The 17,236-nt window shown below is 54.8% G+C and carries 21 protein-coding genes; 15 read left to right on the top strand and 6 right to left on the bottom strand.

The window, feature by feature from the left end; genetic code table 11:
- Positions 1–162 precede the first annotated feature (162 nt).
- The 12 genes from HFN16_RS11675 (at position 163) to HFN16_RS11620 (ending at position 10,737) form a co-directional block, all read left to right on the top strand.
- Positions 163–1,161, top strand: coding sequence for an ABC transporter permease (locus HFN16_RS11675; protein ID WP_168890917.1), 999 nt, complete (start codon positions 163–165; stop codon positions 1,159–1,161).
- Positions 1,158–2,000, top strand: coding sequence for an ABC transporter permease (locus tag HFN16_RS11670; protein ID WP_168890916.1), 843 nt, complete (start codon positions 1,158–1,160; stop codon positions 1,998–2,000). The genes HFN16_RS11675 and HFN16_RS11670 overlap by 4 nt, the downstream gene beginning before the upstream one ends.
- Positions 1,997–2,491 carry a GNAT family N-acetyltransferase gene (locus HFN16_RS11665; protein ID WP_168890915.1) on the top strand — a complete coding sequence of 165 codons (495 nt, stop codon included), beginning with the start codon at positions 1,997–1,999 and terminating at the stop codon, positions 2,489–2,491. Before HFN16_RS11670 ends, HFN16_RS11665 begins: the two co-directional genes overlap by 4 nt.
- 3 nt (positions 2,492–2,494) lie before the next feature.
- Positions 2,495–3,697, top strand: a complete 1,203-nt coding sequence (locus tag HFN16_RS11660; protein WP_168890914.1) for an alginate lyase family protein — start codon at positions 2,495–2,497, stop codon at positions 3,695–3,697.
- A gap of 11 nt (positions 3,698–3,708) precedes the next feature.
- Complete coding sequence (locus HFN16_RS11655; protein ID WP_168890913.1) at positions 3,709–5,325, top strand: AAA family ATPase; 1,617 nt, start codon at positions 3,709–3,711, stop codon at positions 5,323–5,325.
- A gap of 128 nt (positions 5,326–5,453) precedes the next feature.
- Positions 5,454–6,047 (top strand): MarC family protein, encoded by a 594-nt coding sequence (locus HFN16_RS11650; protein WP_168890912.1) that lies wholly within the window; start codon positions 5,454–5,456, stop codon positions 6,045–6,047.
- A gap of 37 nt (positions 6,048–6,084) precedes the next feature.
- A complete protein-coding gene (locus HFN16_RS11645) occupies positions 6,085–6,840 on the top strand; it encodes a transporter substrate-binding domain-containing protein (RefSeq protein WP_168890911.1) in 756 nt (251 codons plus the stop codon).
- A gap of 202 nt (positions 6,841–7,042) precedes the next feature.
- Positions 7,043–7,756 (top strand): transporter substrate-binding domain-containing protein, encoded by a 714-nt coding sequence (locus HFN16_RS11640; RefSeq protein WP_168890910.1) that lies wholly within the window; start codon positions 7,043–7,045, stop codon positions 7,754–7,756.
- A gap of 78 nt (positions 7,757–7,834) precedes the next feature.
- Positions 7,835–8,611, top strand: a complete 777-nt coding sequence (locus HFN16_RS11635; protein WP_168890909.1) for a transporter substrate-binding domain-containing protein — start codon at positions 7,835–7,837, stop codon at positions 8,609–8,611.
- 47 nt (positions 8,612–8,658) lie between these two features.
- Entirely contained in the window at positions 8,659–9,420 is a 762-nt protein-coding gene (locus tag HFN16_RS11630; protein ID WP_168890908.1) for an acyl-ACP thioesterase domain-containing protein, read from the top strand.
- Positions 9,421–9,422: 2 nt separating this feature from the next.
- A complete protein-coding gene (locus tag HFN16_RS11625; protein WP_168890907.1) occupies positions 9,423–9,848 on the top strand; it encodes a GNAT family N-acetyltransferase in 426 nt (141 codons plus the stop codon).
- A gap of 40 nt (positions 9,849–9,888) precedes the next feature.
- On the top strand, positions 9,889–10,737 hold the full coding sequence (locus tag HFN16_RS11620; RefSeq protein WP_168890906.1) for a transporter substrate-binding domain-containing protein: 849 nt from the start codon (positions 9,889–9,891) through the stop codon (positions 10,735–10,737).
- On the opposite strand, the gene HFN16_RS11615 is transcribed toward HFN16_RS11620, so the two are convergent.
- The 6 genes from HFN16_RS11615 to HFN16_RS11590 form a co-directional block, all read right to left on the bottom strand.
- Entirely contained in the window at positions 10,734–11,771 is a 1,038-nt protein-coding gene (locus tag HFN16_RS11615) for an HD domain-containing phosphohydrolase (RefSeq protein WP_168892346.1), read from the bottom strand. The two genes, HFN16_RS11620 and HFN16_RS11615, sit on opposite strands and share 4 nt — an antisense overlap.
- 115 nt (positions 11,772–11,886) lie before the next feature.
- Complete coding sequence (locus tag HFN16_RS11610) at positions 11,887–12,765, bottom strand: helix-turn-helix domain-containing protein (RefSeq protein WP_168890905.1); 879 nt, start codon at positions 12,763–12,765, stop codon at positions 11,887–11,889.
- Positions 12,766–12,787: 22 nt separating this feature from the next.
- Positions 12,788–13,768, bottom strand: a complete 981-nt coding sequence (locus HFN16_RS11605; RefSeq protein ID WP_247648320.1) for a tetratricopeptide repeat protein — start codon at positions 13,766–13,768, stop codon at positions 12,788–12,790.
- An 86-nt stretch (positions 13,769–13,854) separates the two neighbouring features.
- Positions 13,855–14,610, bottom strand: coding sequence for a hypothetical protein (locus tag HFN16_RS11600; protein ID WP_168890904.1), 756 nt, complete (start codon positions 14,608–14,610; stop codon positions 13,855–13,857).
- Complete coding sequence (locus HFN16_RS11595; RefSeq protein ID WP_168890903.1) at positions 14,594–15,166, bottom strand: glycogen-binding domain-containing protein; 573 nt, start codon at positions 15,164–15,166, stop codon at positions 14,594–14,596. Before HFN16_RS11595 ends, HFN16_RS11600 begins: the two co-directional genes overlap by 17 nt.
- The gene (locus HFN16_RS11590; RefSeq protein ID WP_168890902.1) at positions 15,156–15,716 is read right to left on the bottom strand and encodes a sigma-70 family RNA polymerase sigma factor; all 561 of its coding nucleotides are present in this window, start codon (positions 15,714–15,716) and stop codon (positions 15,156–15,158) included. Before HFN16_RS11590 ends, HFN16_RS11595 begins: the two co-directional genes overlap by 11 nt.
- Before the next feature lie 137 nt (positions 15,717–15,853).
- Between HFN16_RS11590 and HFN16_RS11585 the strand changes: the two genes are divergently transcribed.
- From HFN16_RS11585 to HFN16_RS11575, 3 genes are read left to right on the top strand one after another with little or no spacing between them, the layout of a single operon-like run.
- Positions 15,854–16,375, top strand: coding sequence for a nitroreductase (locus tag HFN16_RS11585; RefSeq protein ID WP_168890901.1), 522 nt, complete (start codon positions 15,854–15,856; stop codon positions 16,373–16,375).
- Positions 16,375–16,995: an MBL fold metallo-hydrolase gene (locus HFN16_RS11580; RefSeq protein WP_168890900.1), complete on the top strand. Its 621-nt coding sequence runs from the start codon at positions 16,375–16,377 to the stop codon at positions 16,993–16,995. Before HFN16_RS11585 ends, HFN16_RS11580 begins: the two co-directional genes overlap by 1 nt.
- Before the next feature lie 46 nt (positions 16,996–17,041).
- A complete protein-coding gene (locus HFN16_RS11575) occupies positions 17,042–17,236 on the top strand; it encodes a hypothetical protein (RefSeq protein ID WP_168890899.1) in 195 nt (64 codons plus the stop codon).

Raw genomic sequence — 17,236 nt, 5'->3', positions numbered from 1 at the left:
CATTTCAATACCGTTATTTTTTAATCGGCAAATTCGGGAGATTCTCCCGACTCAACACCTGGACATCATCGAATCAGTCAAGAATTTGTACCCTTCACACATTGATTCGCCCACGGTCATGCTGTAAGAAACGAGGGACGGTTGAAATAACAAGGTTTATCTATGGTCCAAGTATTAAAACGCATATTCATCAAACTCCTGTGGGTGGGCGTGGTGTTTCTCGGCATCACGGTCATCAGTTTCTGGGTCATTCATCTTGCCCCGGGCTCGCCCACAGACCTCCAGACCACCCTCAATCCTGAGGCGGGAATGGAAGCGCGTGCCCAACTGGAAAAACTATACGGACTGGATCAACCGCTGCACGTACAATATGCGAAATGGCTCAACCGCCTTGTGCATTTTGATTTTGGCCAATCCATGTCCGGCGACCACCGCCCTGTCTGGGACAAAATCAAGGAACGACTGCCGCTGACCTTTGGCATGAACGTGGCTTCCATGGTGCTGACGCTGCTCATAGCCGTGCCCGTAGGCGTGGCCGCCGCGTGGTGGCGAGGCGGGGCTTTCGACAAGATCTCCACGATTATCGTGTTCATAGGCTTTGCCATGCCCGGCTTCTGGCTGGCCCTGCTGCTCATGCTCTGGCTCGGCATCAACTGGCCGATTCTGCCCATTTCGGGGCTCACATCAATGGGATATGATTCCATGTCTCCCTTGGGGAAAGCATGGGATTTGGCAAAACACCTGATCCTGCCAATTTTCATCTACACCTCCGGCTCATGGGCTGGCATGTCCCGCTTCATGCGTTCCTCCATGCTTGAAGTGCTCCGCCAGGACTACATCATGACCGCCCGGGCCAAGGGACTGCCCGCACATACGGTGCTGTTCAAACACGCCCTGCGCAATGCGCTCATGCCGGTCATCACCATTCTGGGGCTGTCGGTTCCGTCGCTCATCGGCGGCTCGGTCATCATTGAATCCATTTTTGCCCTGCCCGGACTGGGACAGCTTTTCTATCAGGCTGTCATGTCACGCGACTATCCTCTGATCATGGGCAGTCTGGTGCTCGGCGCGGTGCTCACTCTGGTAGGCAACCTGCTGGCTGACGTGGGTTACGGTCTGGCCGACCCGCGCGTCCGCATCGGACAGGGGAGGGAACGATGAAACGCCGTCCCCTGAAGCGCCCCTCTCCGTTGGCTCGTCATGCCCTGCTTATCATCGGATTGTTCATCGTCGGTTTGATGTCACTGGGTGCGGTATTCGCCCCATGGATTGCGCCCTTCGATCCTAATCTGATCAATGTAGACACCCTGCTCCAGCCGCCGTCTGCAGCGCATCTGCTCGGCACGGACGCACTGGGGCGCGACGTATTTTCCCGCATCCTTTACGGCGGGCGCGTCTCTCTCTGGGTCGGCTTTGTGGCCGTGGGTATTGCCACCGCCATTGGGTTGGTCCTCGGCCTCGTGTCCGGCTACTTCGGCCGCATCGTGGACGAAATCATCATGCGCGGCGTGGACGTGATGCTCTGCTTCCCGTCCTTTTTCCTGATTCTGGCGGTCATCGCCTTTCTGGAGCCGAGCCTGACCAATATTATGATAGTAATCGGCCTGACCGGCTGGATGGGCGTTGCCCGTCTGGTTCGCGCCGAAACCCTGACCATCCGTGAGCGCGACTATGTACTTGCCGCGCGCGGAGCAGGGGCCGGCCCGGTCCGCATCATATTCCGGCATATCCTGCCCAACGCTATTGCGCCGGTGCTTGTCTCCGCCACTTTGGGCGTTGCCGGAGCCATTCTGACTGAATCCTCCCTCTCCTTCCTCGGGCTCGGCGTACAGCCGCCCGACGCTTCCTGGGGCAACATGCTTCTGGAGGGCAAGGAAGTCCTCGGCATAGCATGGTGGCTGTCGGTCTTCCCCGGCATGGCCATTCTGCTGACCGTATTGGGATACAACTTACTTGGCGAGTCCCTGCGAGACTTGCTTGATCCGAGGTTGAAACAATGAGTACCCCGTTCACCCGTCCTGCCACGCAGGATGACGTATATATCATGGAGCAGATCCTGCTCGAAGCCTTCAAGGAAAGCTACGCCAACTTCATGCCGGAGCAGTATGTGCGCGAATGGTATGACGCCAACGAGGCGCAGAAGATCGTGCGCACCGGGCTGGGCCGTGCAGGCATAGCCGAGATCATGGGCCGCATGGTCGGCTTTGTCATGTATCTGGACAACACCATCACCCAACTGTGGGTCGATCCCGACTATCAGGGCAAAGGCGTTGGCCGGGCTCTCGTCGAATGGATCGAGGGAGAGTTCCGCGCCAAGGGTTACGCCACCATCAGCATGTACTGCTACGAGGAAAACAAGGATACGTTGGAGTTCTGCAAAAAGCTCCGTTTCCGCCGCGCTTCCCAGTTCCAATCCAAGGAAGAGGCAGGTGGCCCTGTGACAGTCTACAACATGCTCAAAATGGTTTCGAAGCTCAAAAGCGGACGGTAATCCATGGGTGTTCGCAGCCTTGCCCTGCTCATCGCGCTGCTGGTTCTGACCGGACAGGCGCTCGCCGGAAGGCTGCCGGACACCATCGTGCTCTCGCCCAAAGTGCTGGCCGCGACCAAACAACGCATATTGGAACGCGACCGCGAGCTCATGCCCGCCTACAAGGCGTTCATCGCCGACGCGGACCGCGCGCTCAAGGCCCCGGCCGAGGCTGTCATTCTCAAAGCATCAGCACCGCCGGGCGGCACCATGCACGATTACTGGTCGCTGGCTCCTTACTGGTGGCCCAACAACGAGACCTTGGATGGTCTGCCCTACGTACGCCGCGACGGTCAGCGCAATCCGCAATCGGCCACGGAGAAATACGACCGCGCACGGATGCGTCGTATGTCTTCGGATGCCCTGACCCTCGCCCTCGCCTGGTACATGACAGGCGATGAAGAGTACGCAGGCAAAGCAACCGGCCTGATATGGTCATGGGTTTGTGATTCGGTCACGCGCATGAATCCGTCCTTGAACTATGCCCAGTCCCGCCCCGGAATAGCCGACGGTACGCATTACGGCATTATCGAGACACGCGACCTCATAAAGGTTTGCGAAGCCGCCCGTATTCTCGAACCTTCGCACACATGGTCGAAGGTAGTGACCAAAAAGGTGACTTCATGGTTCACCGACTATTTGAAATGGTTGCAGAAGAGCAGCTTTGGCCGCAAGGAAGGCAACTCCCTGAACAACCATGGGACGTGGTATGATGCGCAAGTGGCGGTGTTTGCCATGTACATCGGCAAAGAGAGCCTTGCCCGCTCCATTGTGACATCGGGAACTCCCATGCGGATACTTTCCCAGATTGAAAGCGACGGCACTATGCCCCGTGAACTGGAGCGTACCCGTTCTCGTCACTACACTTTTTTCAATCTTGAAGCGTTTTTCATACTCGCCGCTATTGCCGAGCATTTTAAAGTGGATATGTGGAAGTGGACCGAGCCCAACGGAGTTTCCATCCGCAAGGCATTTGATCTGGCGGCACCGCATATTGCCAAGGATGCCCCGTGGGAATACGGCAAGACCGGGGTGTATGACCCATTTGCTTTCACAGCCCTTTTCCACCGCGCCGCCATGGTGTATAAGGATGATCGCTACACTGATTTTCTCAAGGCGCTCCCAGCGGACAAACTCAAGCGGGACCGTGCCCAACTCTTTTATTAGGCTGGTATGACATGCTGGAACTGCTCCGTATCAAGAATCTCGCACTCATTGAGGATGTGGAACTGGAATTCTCTTCCGGAATGAACACCCTCACAGGTGAGACCGGTGCGGGTAAATCATTCATCATGCGCGCCGTGGATTTCCTCATGGGCGAACGCATGGAGAAGAAGCTGGTACGCCCCGGTGCTGACAAGGCATCGGTCGAAGCCCTGTTTGTCCTGCCAGAAGGCGAAACCGTGATCCGGCGCGAACTCTCTGCCGAGACCGGCCGCAGCCGCGTGTTCGTCAACGACACGCTCTCTTCCCAGCCCACCATTCGGGACATGGGGTCCAAGCTGGTCATCCACACCAGCCAGCATGGGCAGCAGAAATTACTGTCTCCCAGCTTTCAGGCTGAAGTCCTCGACTCATTCCTGCCGAACCCGAAACTGCTCTTTGAACGCAATGAAGGGCTCGCGGTGCTGAACGACGTGCTTGAGCGCAAGCAACAGCTCATGGACAAGTTCGACGACATTGAGAAGCAGCGCGATTTCCTTGAGTACCAAAAGAAGGAGATCGACAAAGTCGATCCTCTCCCCGGCGAAGAAGACGAGTTGGAAGAGCGCAAAAAGACCCTCAAGGGCCGGGAGCAGGCTGGAGAATGCCTGCAGAATGCACTGGATGTTCTGCACGGCGAAGTAGGCCTCCTGGATGCCATGACACTCCTCACCCGCGAGATGGAGATCATCGCCCGCCTCTTCCCCAACTTCGAGGATGACCGTGAGGCCATCGAAGAGTTGCGCATGATGCTGCACGATCTCGATTCCCGTCTGCGCAAAGGCCCCGACAAGCAGAATGACGATGATGACGGCATGAATCTCGATGACGTGGAGGAGCGTCTTTTCGAGTTGGCGAAGCTCAAGCGCAAGCTTCGCCGCGGCCTGGATGAGATCGTCAATCTCAAGACCGAAATCGACGAAAATCTTTCCTTCCTCGACGCCTGTGCCCTCGACCTCAAGAACCTCAAGAAAGAGGAAGACAAAGCGGCCAAGGCGCTCAGTGCTACGCTCGAAGTTCTCAACAAAGCACGCAAAAAGGCAGCCAAAGAGCTTTCCATTCGCATCGTGGACGAGCTCACGGACCTCGGCTTTTCCGAGCACGTCAAAGTCCACTTCGAATTCGACGCCCGCGAGCTCTATCCCGGGTGTGAAGACATGCGCGGACGACTCATGTGGGTACCTAATCCGGGTCAGCCTGCACAACCTCTTGACAAGATCGCGTCCGGTGGTGAATTGTCCCGCTTCCTGCTCGCCCTGGTAACCATGCGCGGCGATGAAAACACCGATCACGATGCCCTGCCAACGCTCATTTTTGACGAGGTAGACGCCGGAATCGGTGGCATGACCCTCAACTCCGTGGGGGCCAAACTCCGCGCCCTGGCCGACCGTCAGCAGATGCTCCTCATCACCCACTGGCCACAGCTTGCCGGCAAGGCGGATCGTCACTTCCTCATCCAGAAGGATGTCATTGACGACGTCACCTACACTGGCTGCAACCGTCTTGAAGGTGCTGATATCAAGAAGGAGCTTTCACGCATGGCAGGCGGCGGCGCACAAGGCGACGCCATGGCAGAGCAGTTGTTGAAGTAGATGCCTCCGGCACGCTTGCCCACGAGATTTCCTCGCTGGAAGGGCGTCTCCGACGGCTTAAGCCCCTTTAAGCAAGAGGCTTAAGACTCTCATAAACTTTTTTGTTGCGCGCTGCGCGCGGGGTTATCATGACCACGCTGTTCATCTCCCTTTACATAAAACTGTTCTTTCTCCTGACGCCCTTCTTCGTGCTGTCAGTTTTCCTCTCGTTCATCGAAGACATGGACACGCACCAGCAGCGTTCGCTGGCTGTACGCACCACAATTTCGGTGCTGATCATTTCGCTGATCCTGTACTATGCGGGCAATCCCATTTTCGCCACGCTGGGGATCACGCTGGATGGGTTCCGTATTGGCTCGGGCAGCCTGCTCTTCCTGTCTGCCGTATCACTGGTGTCGGGCAAACGGACCAAACCTGAACCGGATAATGATGCAGACGTGGCAGTGGTACCACTGGCCATTCCCATCACTGTGGGACCGGCCACCATCGGTACCTTGCTCATCCTTGGTGCCGAGTTGGGAACCTTCACTCAAAAAAGTCTGGGCGCTGGCGCACTGGTCGCAGCCTGCCTCACCGTGGGCGTCATGCTGTTCCTGGCCCCGGCCATCAAACGACTCATCGGCTCCATGGGACTCTCGGTCCTGACCAAGATTACCGGACTGGTGCTCTCTGCCATGGCCGCACAGATCGTCTTCACCGGCGTGAAGAACTTTCTGGGATAGAGGCACTCAACGGCATAACTGAATCAATGCATCTGACATGAAAAAAACACTTCATATCCTACTTGCGGTATCAATATGTTTTATCACGCTTGCATCCGATTCAAATGCACAGTCTGCCCCCCCGGACAACGTATCAGCACCAGCTCCAAAGTCTCTGAAACTGGGGATGACGAGCAATGATGCGTCTATCGTTTCTCTCAAGGTTCTTGAAGCGGCCTACGCAACTATTGGCATCAAGATCATCCCGGTTCCCCTCCCAGGTTTGAGGGCCTTGGACGAATCCAACCAAGGATTTCTGGATGGTGAGGTCTGTCGAATTCAGGAAATCGAAAAGGACAACCCGAATCTCATTCGCATTCCAGAACCCGTTGACTCATTTACCATCATTGCAGTCACAGTTGATCCGGACACGACCGTAAAAACGCTCGCAGATATCAAACAGCTTAGAATTGGCACGAGAAGTGGCGTCAAATTCGCTGACTCACTTACTGTAAACTGCACCAAGGTCACAGCTCTGCCCGATTGGGACACCCTCTTTGATCTCTTGGTACTTGGGCGATTGGATGTTTTACTGACCACTCTCCACTCCTTGAAGACGCAAACACAACGCTTGAGAAACCAGTATGATTTCAAACACACTGTTTTGCTCGACAAACCGTTATTTCACTATCTTCATAAAAAGAATAAGCACCTGGTCCCAGCCATCTCAAAGCTGCTGAAGGAATCGAATGAAAACGGGAAGGCAGACGCCATCAGGCACCAAACCAAAATAGAGTTGGAACCCCTCAATTAACAGCTAGAGCATCATGATCTGCCATCCACTGTCTTCACAAAGGCAGGCGGAACCTCATCCTCAAATCCCTCCCATAACCAAATCGGACAAAGCGAATAGAACCGTCAACAGGTCCTGGAATACCCCCTTCAAGTAGCCTTTAAAATCGATCGCCTGACAAGATTTGACACCCTTTATACTCTGTCAGTAAGTTAAGGGCGTAATGAAAGTATTGTTATCCGTCATACTCATCCTGCTAGCCGCCGCTCCAGCCTTGGCTAGCCAAAAGCTGGTCTTGACCATGCCACAGGCCGAGCCGAGCTATATTGCGTTTGATTTGCTTAAAGCAGCCTATGCGAAGCTCGACATTGAGTTGGAATCGTGGCGGCTTCCCAGTGGACGCAGTTTGGAGGAATCCAATAGCGGCGCTTCTGACGGAGAAGTAGACCGAATCTTCGAGGTCGGCGATACATACACCAATCTCATCAGGATCCCCCAACCCGTTACTCATGTCGAATATGTGGCCTTCGTCTGCCAGGACGACCTGCTTATTCACGACATCAACTCCATCGGGCAATACCGGGTCGGCATCCTGCGAGGCTTCAAATACGCAGAGAACGCTACGGCTCATATGGACAATGTGTACCGGGCCGAAAGCTGGGACAAGCTGTTCACCCTCCTGTCTGACGGTCGAGTGGATGTCGCCTTTGCGCCGCGTCGGGCGTTACCCATGAAAAGCCGTCCGGGGTGGGAGTGCATCAGAGCCCATGAGCCCCCTTTGGCGCAGGTCCCCCTGTACCACTACCTCAACAAGAAACATACTGATCTCGTCCCCCGAATCACTACGGTACTCAGGGCCATGTTCGCATCCGGCGAGGCCGAGATCGTCTACAAAAAGGCACAGGAAGAACGCCGCCAAAGAGAGTTCAAGCGCTAGTAAACTGGTAACGTTGCAATAAATCCTGACGCAGCATATGATCCGGCTCATTAGTCCACATTCAGACCGGAGACCGCCATGACCAGGATTTCCCGCCGCCACGCCCTGACCCTTCTCACCGCTGCCGCCGGTAGTGCATTGCTGCCGTCCTTCACCTTTGCCTCGGACAAAACCATCATCTGCAACTGGGATAAGACCTTTCCGCCCTATTCCATGGAACGCGACGGCAAGATGACCGGCATCCTTGTGGACTGTATGGATGATATCCTTGGCAAGCGTATGGGCTATACTGTCGAGCATCGTGGCATGGCATGGCCGCAGGCACAGACGTTGGTTCAGGAAGGCAAGGCGGACGTGCTCTGCACCAACCCCACCGACACACGCAAACAGTACATGTATTTCAGCGAAGAACCGGTTGTGGAGAGCCTGCCCTCCATTTTTTGCGCCGTGGACAATCCCCGTATTTCCCAGATCAACGGCATCACCAGCATGCCCCAGTTGAGCGACTTCAGTCAGGTGGACTACGAAGGCAACGGCTGGGCCGCCAAGACATTTCCGCCCTATCTGAAGATTCGCTACGTCAAGGATATGGCCGAAGTGTTCACTCTGATCTCACGCCATGAGGCGGACATCTTTGTGGGCAATGGACTGGCCGCCATGTACGCCATCAAGCAGGCAGGCCTGAAGAACAAGATTCATGCTCGCGAACTCGCCATCGGCGAGCCATCCAGCTTCCATTTCGGAATCCGCCAGGACTTCCCGGATGCCAAGGAACTCATCAGCACCTTTGAGGGAGCATTGGACGAAGCCATGATCGACAACGCCACCCGCAAGATCATCATGCACTACCTGTAAGGAGATCGAGCCTTTACACCTCGGAGCAAGTCCATTAAAGCAGTTGCATGACCAACTATTCCGAACTGGTGTTTGAACAGCGGTATGGCATCCGCTCTTACGAACTCCTCACCGACCAAAGTGTTTTCATCGCTGCCATTTGCAACCAGTTACAGGACATAGCCTCTGCCCATGCAGACAGTCTCGGCTTCGGCTACGCCGACTTGGAGCAGAGCGGCCACTTCTGGGTTCTGGCCCGGCTGCACATCATGACTGACAGGCTGCCTGGATACGGCACTACCCTGTCAATTCACACATGGCCCTCGGCCAATGAGCGCCTGACCGCCATGCGCGATTTTCTCATTCATGACGACAAGGGCCCCATGGGCCGCGCAACCACCTCGTGGGTGACTCTCAACAAGGAAACCCACAGGGCTGATCCGCCAGATACAGTTCTGGACGGCCGTTTTATCCCGGAACGAGACCGTGCACTGACGTTCCCCACCAAGGCCGTACCCCGCCTGAAAGCCGGAGACCACGACGTGTCTCTCACGGCCCGACGCTCAGACATGGACATCAACGACCACGTGAATAACGTCAAATACGTTGAGTTCTGTTTGGAAGCCGTGCCTCAGGACTGGTTCGCCGCCAAACGCTGCATGGGACTGGACATCCAGTTCCGCACCGAATCCCGCGCCGGCGATGAATACGTTGCTGCATGTTCTCAGACCGACGATGACAACGACTATAACACCATGCTCCACTCACTGACCCGGACTTCCGACAACAAGGAAATCGTCCGCATGCGCTCTTGGTGGACAACGAGATAACCATGTCCATTGAACTACGTTTCGATACGGATGGAGTGGATTGGGAAGAGGCATGCCAAATCTTTGAGAAGGCACCTCTGGGAACTCGACAGCCCGATCTGCTGGAACAGACCTTCAAGGGGAGTTCCCTTGTCTGCTTTGCGTGGGACGGCGACAAACTGATCGGCCTCGCCCGTGCCCTGTCAGACGGCACACTTCACTCTGTTATCTATGACCTTTGCATGTTACCGGAATATCAAGGACATCACCTTGGCAAGCGGATGATGGAAGCGATGTTGGAGAGACTCGGAACGGCCAACACGGTCCTCTGGTCCGTACCGGGCAAAGAAGGATTCTACGAGCGTTTCGGGTTCAAACCCATGCTAACGGCCATGGCTCGATTCGAAGACCCCGAGCGTTCGGCGGCTGGCGGATACATTCAACTATAACGCTATTGTGCATCTTCCCACTTAGGGATAATGTGCAATTATGTCTCGCCTTGCCCTATTTTTACATGCGCTATTGTTAGCGTTTGTGCTCTGCACGCCCATTGATGTGATGAGTGCGCCTCCTTCCGATCGCACTATCATCGTTGCCCACAGCAATACCTACCCGCCTTTCTCCTTCCTTGATGAACAAGGCGAGCCCAAAGGATACCTCATTGATATGTGGCGCACCTTTGGCGTGGTCAACAATATCAACATTCAGTTCAAGCTCGTATCGTGGCAGGAGACACTGGAGTTGGTTGAAAGAGGTGAAGCCGATGTCCATGGCGGCCTATTCTTCAACAAGGATCGAGACAAGTTTCTGGATTTCGGCCCTGCCATCATGGAACTCGCCACTGTTATCTATTTGAAAAAAGGAACGTCCTACAAGGACGCGACTCAATATCCCATGGGTGTTGTCAAAGGTGGCTATGCAGAGCACTACATGCAAAACAACCGTCCGGCTCAGCCTCTCATCCTGTTCGCTGCAACCACAGACACGCTAAGAGCAGCATTAGAGGACAAAATCGTGCTGTTCGCCTCTGATCAACCGACAGCTATCTATTATCTGCGAAAGTACGGTATTATGAATGAATTCAGCAGTGTGGAGACTCTGTACACCAACACGCTCAGAATCGCCGTGGGCGAAGGGGAAAAGGAATTACTCACCACCCTGATTGCAGGCTGGAACAACATCGACGAAGCGCGTAAAAAATCCATCTTTACCAAATGGTTCGTCCCGAGTGACACGAAACCGGATTGGTTTCTGCCCGGAAGCCTTGCGCTCGTAGCCGTGATTTGTGTTGCCCTCATCTTCCGCAAGATCGGCATGAAACGACACGGTATAGATTAACTCTCTTCATCCTCTCTATTCGCGGCAGCAACGACCTCCCGCAACTTCCCTCCATCGAGAATCAGAATAGCCAGCAATTTTGCCATGGCCTGATCATACTTCTTGGTGTCATTAGCCAACAGCAGAGCAGCATCCGCGTTGCCTTTGGGGTCATGGTAAGGCCTATGGCTGACCATGGCGGAATAGGAATCGGCCAGTGCCGTTATCTTACCGGCGATGGAGATAGCAGTACCCTTCAGACGCGCAGGATAGCCAGAACCATCCACACGCTCGTGATGTTCCTTCAGGCACTGAACAACGATGGGAGCATTGATTCCCAGCCGCTTGAGCTTGGCCACCCCGGATTCAATATGATTCTCGATGGATTCACGATCCGATCTGACGAGGAACTGCTCCTTCTCCCTGATAAACGGAGGGACATTGACCATACCCATGTCATGCATGATGAGACCGAGCCCGAGGTTGAACAAGTTGTCCTTGTTCATACGACCTCGCGTTACCATGGTGTATAGGGCCAACCCGATAAACATGGTGTTCACGGCATGAACTGCCAAGCCATACTCTTTGTTCAGAGAACGGGTGAGGAATTCCACCCTGCCGGGGTCGGCCCACAAGTATTCACAAAGGATAGATAAATCCTTGAGCATCCCCTTGAGCGAAACCTCAGTAGGCTGCTCAAGAAAGACTTCCATCCGATCACGAAAGGCAAGAAAAAAGATTTCAGCCACTTCCTGCGGCTTGAAGTCCTCTTCCACCAGCAGCAGGCCGAGCTTTTTACTCAAGTGCCGCGCATAGACACGATAGTCATCGCGTAACAAGAACAGCTTACCGTTGTCCGCCATGTCTACTATCTGCGCCCGCTTCTCCTTGCCCATGCGCACTTCGGCTTTGTGAAGCTTCTTCACCTGAGCCAGAGAAGTATCAAAATGATACAAATCCACCGGCGGATGGAACTTCGGAAAGCTCTCCAATATGTTGGGGCTGATCTGCAGATAGACTTCCCCCATTATATCGGTACTGGTGGTGTCAGTCATACTCACATTATAGTCAGGCCAGTCTTGCTTGGGAAGATATCAAGAAAGATTATCACATAAAAAAGGGACCCGCCTCAGCGAGTCCCTCTCTGTTCATTCTTTTTTAAGCAGTCAGCTAGCTCTTACCGTTGCCGCCGCCCTTACCATTTCCACCGCCCTTGCCATTACCACCGGCGTTTCCACCGGAACCGCCCTTGCCGCCGGAATTACCACGGCCGCCGGAAGCGGAGGAACTGCTGGCAGAGTTGGAGCCCTTGGCACCACTCTTGGCACTGGAGGAAGCACGGCTCAAACCAACGGCCTTGCTGCCGGTACCACCAGCCACGCCAGGAGTCTTGGAGACGCCGCTCTTGACGTCGCGAGAGGTGGCCTTGCTGGAAGCAGTAGCAGAGCGTCCAGTCGTCTTACCGGCCTTGCTGGCGGACTTTGCAGAAGCCTTCTCCTGTCCGGCTCCCTTGCTGTTGGTGCTTACAGCATTCTTATTCCTGTGACCAAGACCCAGGGTGCTGGGGTGAACGCCAAGCTCGTGAGCGATCTCGCCCCAACCCATGCCCTGTTCGCGCATGGAGGCAATATCAGCCACGCTCAGGCCCGCAGCTTCGGCGATGGAGGACTCGGCTTCTTCTTCAGTGGCAGTTGCCGCGCCTTCTTCATCTGCAGCTTCGGATACTTCACCGACATCTTCTGCAGCAGCAGCTGCTACAGCTTCTGCCAACGCTTCAGCCTTGGCGGCCTGTGCGGGATTGGAGAAGGAAGGAGCGTCAGCGGTCTCATCACCGGTTTCGCCGTCAGTCTCAGTACCAGCGCCGTCGTCAGTGCCAGCACCGTCATCTGTTCCGGTATCGCCTTCCGCAGTACCGGTGTCAGTTGTTTCCGTACCGGTGGTACCGGTATCATCGGTCTCAGTCTGGGCATATGCCGACGGAGCGGCAAGAGCCACGATCAAGGCCATGCAAACCAGGCCGGTAAGGATCATTTGTAAATACTTTTTCATAACTTCATCCTCTTGTAGGAGCCTATCGGACTACAGTGATAAACGTGACCGAGTCGTCCAAGGTAAAGGTCTTATCCTTTTTCTCGACAATCTCGGCAGTCCCGAACCAACTCAGAGGCAGCCTTTTGGGATCGAATCCGGGGTTTCCTGCGAGGATATAGTCTCTCACAGCCTTGGCCCTGGCCTTGGCGGCAGCAGCATCGCCGTCTTTGTAAGCAACCACGTGCAGTGCAAGTTCCTCTTTTTCCTTCATCATCGCAGAGATGACATGAAGCGATTCCTTGCTTTCCTGCTCCAGATCGTTCGTCCCGGGTTTGAACGCCATCGTTCTCAAGGTGACGTTACGTTTTCCGATTATGAAATTGCGGTATGAAAAGTCTCCCTGCAGATTGAGCCTGAGGGCCGCCCGCATGGCCAAGCTGCCATCCGGGTAGTATTTGAGAAACTTCTTCAGCGCCGCGATTTCCTCTTTGTCTCTCCCCAGCCCTCCCAGGGCTACGGCCCGGTTGTAGAGGGCCTCGGGGTTGTATTTATCCAGCTTGATGACCTTGTCATATTTTTCCAAGGCCTTCTCCCACTGCTTCCCGTCCGTATAGCCATGGCCGAGATACAGGTTGGCGGAGATGTGATCCGGGTCCAGAGCCAACGTTTTTTCGTAGGCTTCCTTCTCCTTGTCGAACTCAAACTTGGCCCAATAACCAACGCCAATCCAGAACTGGTATTCAGCGTTCTGCGGATCAAGTTCTGCCGCCTTTTTCAAGTAAGGCATGGCCTCATCCGGCTTATTCAGGGCCAAATAGTAACGTCCGACGTAGTAGGACGCCGTATGGTCCTGCGGATCCTGTTTCAAACGCTCCTCAAAGACTTTGACGCCGTCTTTGTAGTCACGCTGTTTCAAATAGTACTGCCCCATTACAGAGGAATACATGTTGCCACCGCTCACGCACCCTGCGAGGGCGAAGGCAAGCACCAGTGCCAAAATCAGCACGAATTGTCTTTTCACGAAAGGACTCCCATGGGTTGCTAGCAAAGTCGCTGTCCTTAAAACATATACCGCCCGGCGAGCCGGACGGTCACAAATAAAGAAAACTATTTTTCGAGTCCGGCGCCGCCAAGATTGCGACCGGTAAAGCCAAGGGCGGGAAGTACGTCGGAAACCGGACCACCTTCATCCAAAACCGCGACAGCTGCATCCGTAACAGCCTGATCTTCAATGGAATGCTTACGAGCCTCCAAGATCACCCGGACGAAATATTTCCACTCAGTGGTCAATGAGCCGCTGGCAAATCCACGGTCCAGAATACGACGCGTCAAAGCGTAATCGAACCCGGCTTGTCCCTGTAAGGAGACCATAGTCAATCCTGCTTCAAACAGAGGCCCAGGACGATCCCGGTAGGTCGCGACGAAATCGGAAAAGCTGGAACGAGCTACCCCCTCTGCCACACCGTTGCCCACAATCTCTAGAGCAACGCCGTCAGAAGTTCCTGCGGTAGTCAGCAGCAACTCTCGGGCAAAGCGATAACTGTCCAATTGCTTTTGCAAGGCACGGGCAATGACTGCCGGGGGAACGCGCTTGGCGACACCCTCGGCCAATTTGGTTTCAAGAGGAGTAATGGGAAGCTGGTCCACGCAACAGTTCAGCAACGGTGACAAAACCGATGCCGCAGCGTCAGGCGAAGTGGATGCGCTCAGACTTTCAGCCTGAGACACGGCGGCTTCGGAGACCCCGCAATTGCGGGCGCGAGCAGCCATTTCGTCCAGTTCACCAGCCAGACAAGGCAATGAGATCAGCAGCGTGATGCTGACGCAAAGGGAAAATAGAAAGGGTTTAAATGTGCTGTTCATGGTCCCCATTAACGAAAAGAATGGAATTCTTGTTACCGAAACCGTCATCCCGGGTCATGGCTGCCTGCGGATCAGGCACCAGCCTGTTGCCATCCACCAGGAAAACATACTCATGGTCGCCCGGAGGCAACTTGGCCTCCAGCACCCACTTGCCATTTTTCTGATCATACCACATGGAAGACTCTTCCGTCTTCCAATCATTGAAGGAACCAATGACAGATACCGATGTTGCCTGCTTGCCCGCATCATCCATGACAAAACGAACAGAGGTCAGACGAACGCCGTTCTCAGGGGAAGGCCCTTGCATCTGGTAAAAACCAAACACCAGAAGGACCAACGCGCATGCCAGAGCTGGCGCTGCCTGAAGCGGCGTGAATGTGAACGATCTGGGCTTTGTCAGCCACAGCTTGAAGCGCATCCATGCAGACGGCTTCTTCGGCTGCAGGCCAGACATGACCCGCGCCGAGAAATCGGCCGGGACAGGCCTTTCCGGCATGTTCCTGATCTGTTCCATTATGTTGGCATCCAGCGGATCACCATTATGTCTATGAGGCATCCGACACCTCCCCGAATTCTTCTCGTACTATATCCAGCCCCCGGCTGACACGCATCTTTGCACCACTCACCGTGATGTCCAGCGCCTCGCCTATCTCCTTCATGGAGAGACCGTGTTTGAAACGCAACAGGAGCGCCTCACGGTATTTGGGGGCCATCTGCTGGATAAACTCCAGCATTTTCCCGCCATCGAGACGTTCTTCAACCATTGTCTGCTCATCCCTTACGCCATCGTCTCGATACATGACGGAAGGATTCTCCATATACACGTGAAAATCGCGTCCCCGGCTGCGGAGGTGATCGCGAGCCACGTTCAGCCCTATGGAATAAAGCCAAGGGAAAAAACGCTTTGTCGTATCAAATGTCTCCAACCGGGAATACGCCTTGAAGAAAGTCTCCTGAGCGAGATCGGCGGCGACATTATCATCGTTTACGGTACGGAACATGAGGTTGAACACCGGACCCTGGTACTCGCGCACCAGCTTCTCAAAGCGTTGCATATTTCCCTGCAACACATCCCGGATTATCTCTGTTTCGTATCTTTCGTCCATTCCCTTTCCATTCCCCTTACGGGGCGACTCATCTGCAATAAAGATATACGCCGCTCAAACCTCAAAGGTCACAGATCACTTGCCCGTAGTGCCAGCCTGAGCTAAATACATGGTTCCATTACAAGGAGTATACAATTATGCACCACAACGACAACCCCGTCTTTCAAGCGATGTTCGAACGCCGCTCCATCCGCAAATACACGGACGAGCCGGTATCCAAAGAGGACATCACCGCTATTCTCGAAGCAGGACAATGGGCACCTAGCGGCCTCAATAACCAGCCGTGGCGTTTTTTGGTAGTAAATCAAGACGATCCACGCCATGATAAATTGCAGGACTGCACCAAATACGCCCACATCGTTCGCGCCTCCGCCGCATGCATCTGCGTGATGCTGGAACGCGACGCCATGTACAGCGAAATCAAAGACCATCAGGGCGCCGGAGCCTGCATCCAGAATATGCTTCTGGCGACACACGCCCTGGGACTCGGCGCGGTCTGGCTGGGTGAGATCATCAACGATCAGGCCCGCACCCTCGGCGCACTGGGATTGGACACCGGGAAATACGAACTCCAGGCGGTCATCGCCCTTGGCCATCCCGACCAGAAAGGCAGCTCAAAACGCAAACCTCTTTCCGAACTCCTGTTGGAGGAACTCTAATGGAAATCAAGACTTTTCCCCTCGGCCCACTCCAGACCAATTGTTACGTCCTCGCCGGCAGCGACCAGGCCGTAGCCGTGGACCCGGGCGGTGACCCCGCAGCAGTGCTCAACTACCTGAGCGACAACAACCTGAAGCTCACTCACATCCTGAACACGCACCTGCACTTTGACCACACTTACGGCAACAAAGTACTGTCCGAAGCAACCGGTGCCCCGATCATCTGTAGTGAGGAAGACCTCTACCTGCTGGAAAGCGAACTGGGTGGCGGCGGAACCTTTGGCCTTCCTCCTGTCGAGGAATACACCCCACAGACTATCGCAACCGGCGAGCACTCCTTTGCCGGCTTTGCATGCAATGTATTTCACACGCCGGGCCACTCTTCGGGCAGCTACACCTATTATTTTGCGGAAGCCAAGGCAGCCTTTGTAGGCGACCTGATCTTCTACCGCTCCATCGGACGCACCGACTTCCCCGGCGGCGATCTGGACATGCTCAAGAACTCCGTCAAGCAGCACATCTTCACCCTGCCGCCCGAGACCCTGCTCCTGTCTGGACACGGCCCTGAAACCTCGGTGGGCGATGAAATGAACCACAACCCATTCTTCAGCGAGTTCTAGCATGAGCGAACCCGTCAAAGTCGACATTCGCGACAAGTGTTGAGGCGTGGGACTGGAGGTAGGTTGGTATCTCCGTTTCGCCAAGAGTGACACCATCGAGGCTCTGGTTTCAACCAAGGCCGCAGATCAGGTGCGCCACGAAGAACACATCTTCCCGGACTGGAACTTTGAGTTCGAGGACCGGGAAGATCACGTGGCAGCGCGCATGACGCGCAAAAAGCCGCTTTACGACAAGGAGTAA

The organism is Pseudodesulfovibrio sp. zrk46 (genome assembly GCF_012516435.1).
In the GTDB taxonomy this organism is placed as follows: Bacteria; Desulfobacterota; Desulfovibrionia; order Desulfovibrionales; family Desulfovibrionaceae; genus Pseudodesulfovibrio.
The sequence above is the reverse complement of the archived record's forward strand: the minus strand, read 5'-3'. Positions and strand labels throughout refer to the sequence as shown.

Excerpts from the sequence above, each read along its gene's own strand:
- HFN16_RS11675 (WP_168890917.1), top strand. The coding sequence starts at position 163 with ATGGTCCAAGTATTAAAACGCATATTCATCAAACTCCTGTGGGTGGGC.
- HFN16_RS11670 (WP_168890916.1), top strand. The coding sequence starts at position 1,158 with ATGAAACGCCGTCCCCTGAAGCGCCCCTCTCCGTTGGCTCGTCATGCC.
- HFN16_RS11665 (WP_168890915.1), top strand. The coding sequence starts at position 1,997 with ATGAGTACCCCGTTCACCCGTCCTGCCACGCAGGATGACGTATATATC.
- HFN16_RS11660 (WP_168890914.1), top strand. The coding sequence starts at position 2,495 with ATGGGTGTTCGCAGCCTTGCCCTGCTCATCGCGCTGCTGGTTCTGACC.
- HFN16_RS11655 (WP_168890913.1), top strand. The coding sequence starts at position 3,709 with ATGCTGGAACTGCTCCGTATCAAGAATCTCGCACTCATTGAGGATGTG.
- HFN16_RS11650 (WP_168890912.1), top strand. The coding sequence starts at position 5,454 with ATGACCACGCTGTTCATCTCCCTTTACATAAAACTGTTCTTTCTCCTG.
- HFN16_RS11645 (WP_168890911.1), top strand. The coding sequence starts at position 6,085 with ATGAAAAAAACACTTCATATCCTACTTGCGGTATCAATATGTTTTATC.
- HFN16_RS11640 (WP_168890910.1), top strand. The coding sequence starts at position 7,043 with ATGAAAGTATTGTTATCCGTCATACTCATCCTGCTAGCCGCCGCTCCA.
- HFN16_RS11635 (WP_168890909.1), top strand. The coding sequence starts at position 7,835 with ATGACCAGGATTTCCCGCCGCCACGCCCTGACCCTTCTCACCGCTGCC.
- HFN16_RS11630 (WP_168890908.1), top strand. The coding sequence starts at position 8,659 with ATGACCAACTATTCCGAACTGGTGTTTGAACAGCGGTATGGCATCCGC.
- HFN16_RS11625 (WP_168890907.1), top strand. The coding sequence starts at position 9,423 with ATGTCCATTGAACTACGTTTCGATACGGATGGAGTGGATTGGGAAGAG.
- HFN16_RS11620 (WP_168890906.1), top strand. The coding sequence starts at position 9,889 with ATGTCTCGCCTTGCCCTATTTTTACATGCGCTATTGTTAGCGTTTGTG.
- HFN16_RS11615 (WP_168892346.1), bottom strand. The coding sequence starts at position 11,771 with ATGACTGACACCACCAGTACCGATATAATGGGGGAAGTCTATCTGCAG.
- HFN16_RS11610 (WP_168890905.1), bottom strand. The coding sequence starts at position 12,765 with ATGAAAAAGTATTTACAAATGATCCTTACCGGCCTGGTTTGCATGGCC.
- HFN16_RS11600 (WP_168890904.1), bottom strand. The coding sequence starts at position 14,610 with ATGAACAGCACATTTAAACCCTTTCTATTTTCCCTTTGCGTCAGCATC.
- HFN16_RS11595 (WP_168890903.1), bottom strand. The coding sequence starts at position 15,166 with ATGCCTCATAGACATAATGGTGATCCGCTGGATGCCAACATAATGGAA.
- HFN16_RS11590 (WP_168890902.1), bottom strand. The coding sequence starts at position 15,716 with ATGGACGAAAGATACGAAACAGAGATAATCCGGGATGTGTTGCAGGGA.
- HFN16_RS11585 (WP_168890901.1), top strand. The coding sequence starts at position 15,854 with ATGCACCACAACGACAACCCCGTCTTTCAAGCGATGTTCGAACGCCGC.
- HFN16_RS11580 (WP_168890900.1), top strand. The coding sequence starts at position 16,375 with ATGGAAATCAAGACTTTTCCCCTCGGCCCACTCCAGACCAATTGTTAC.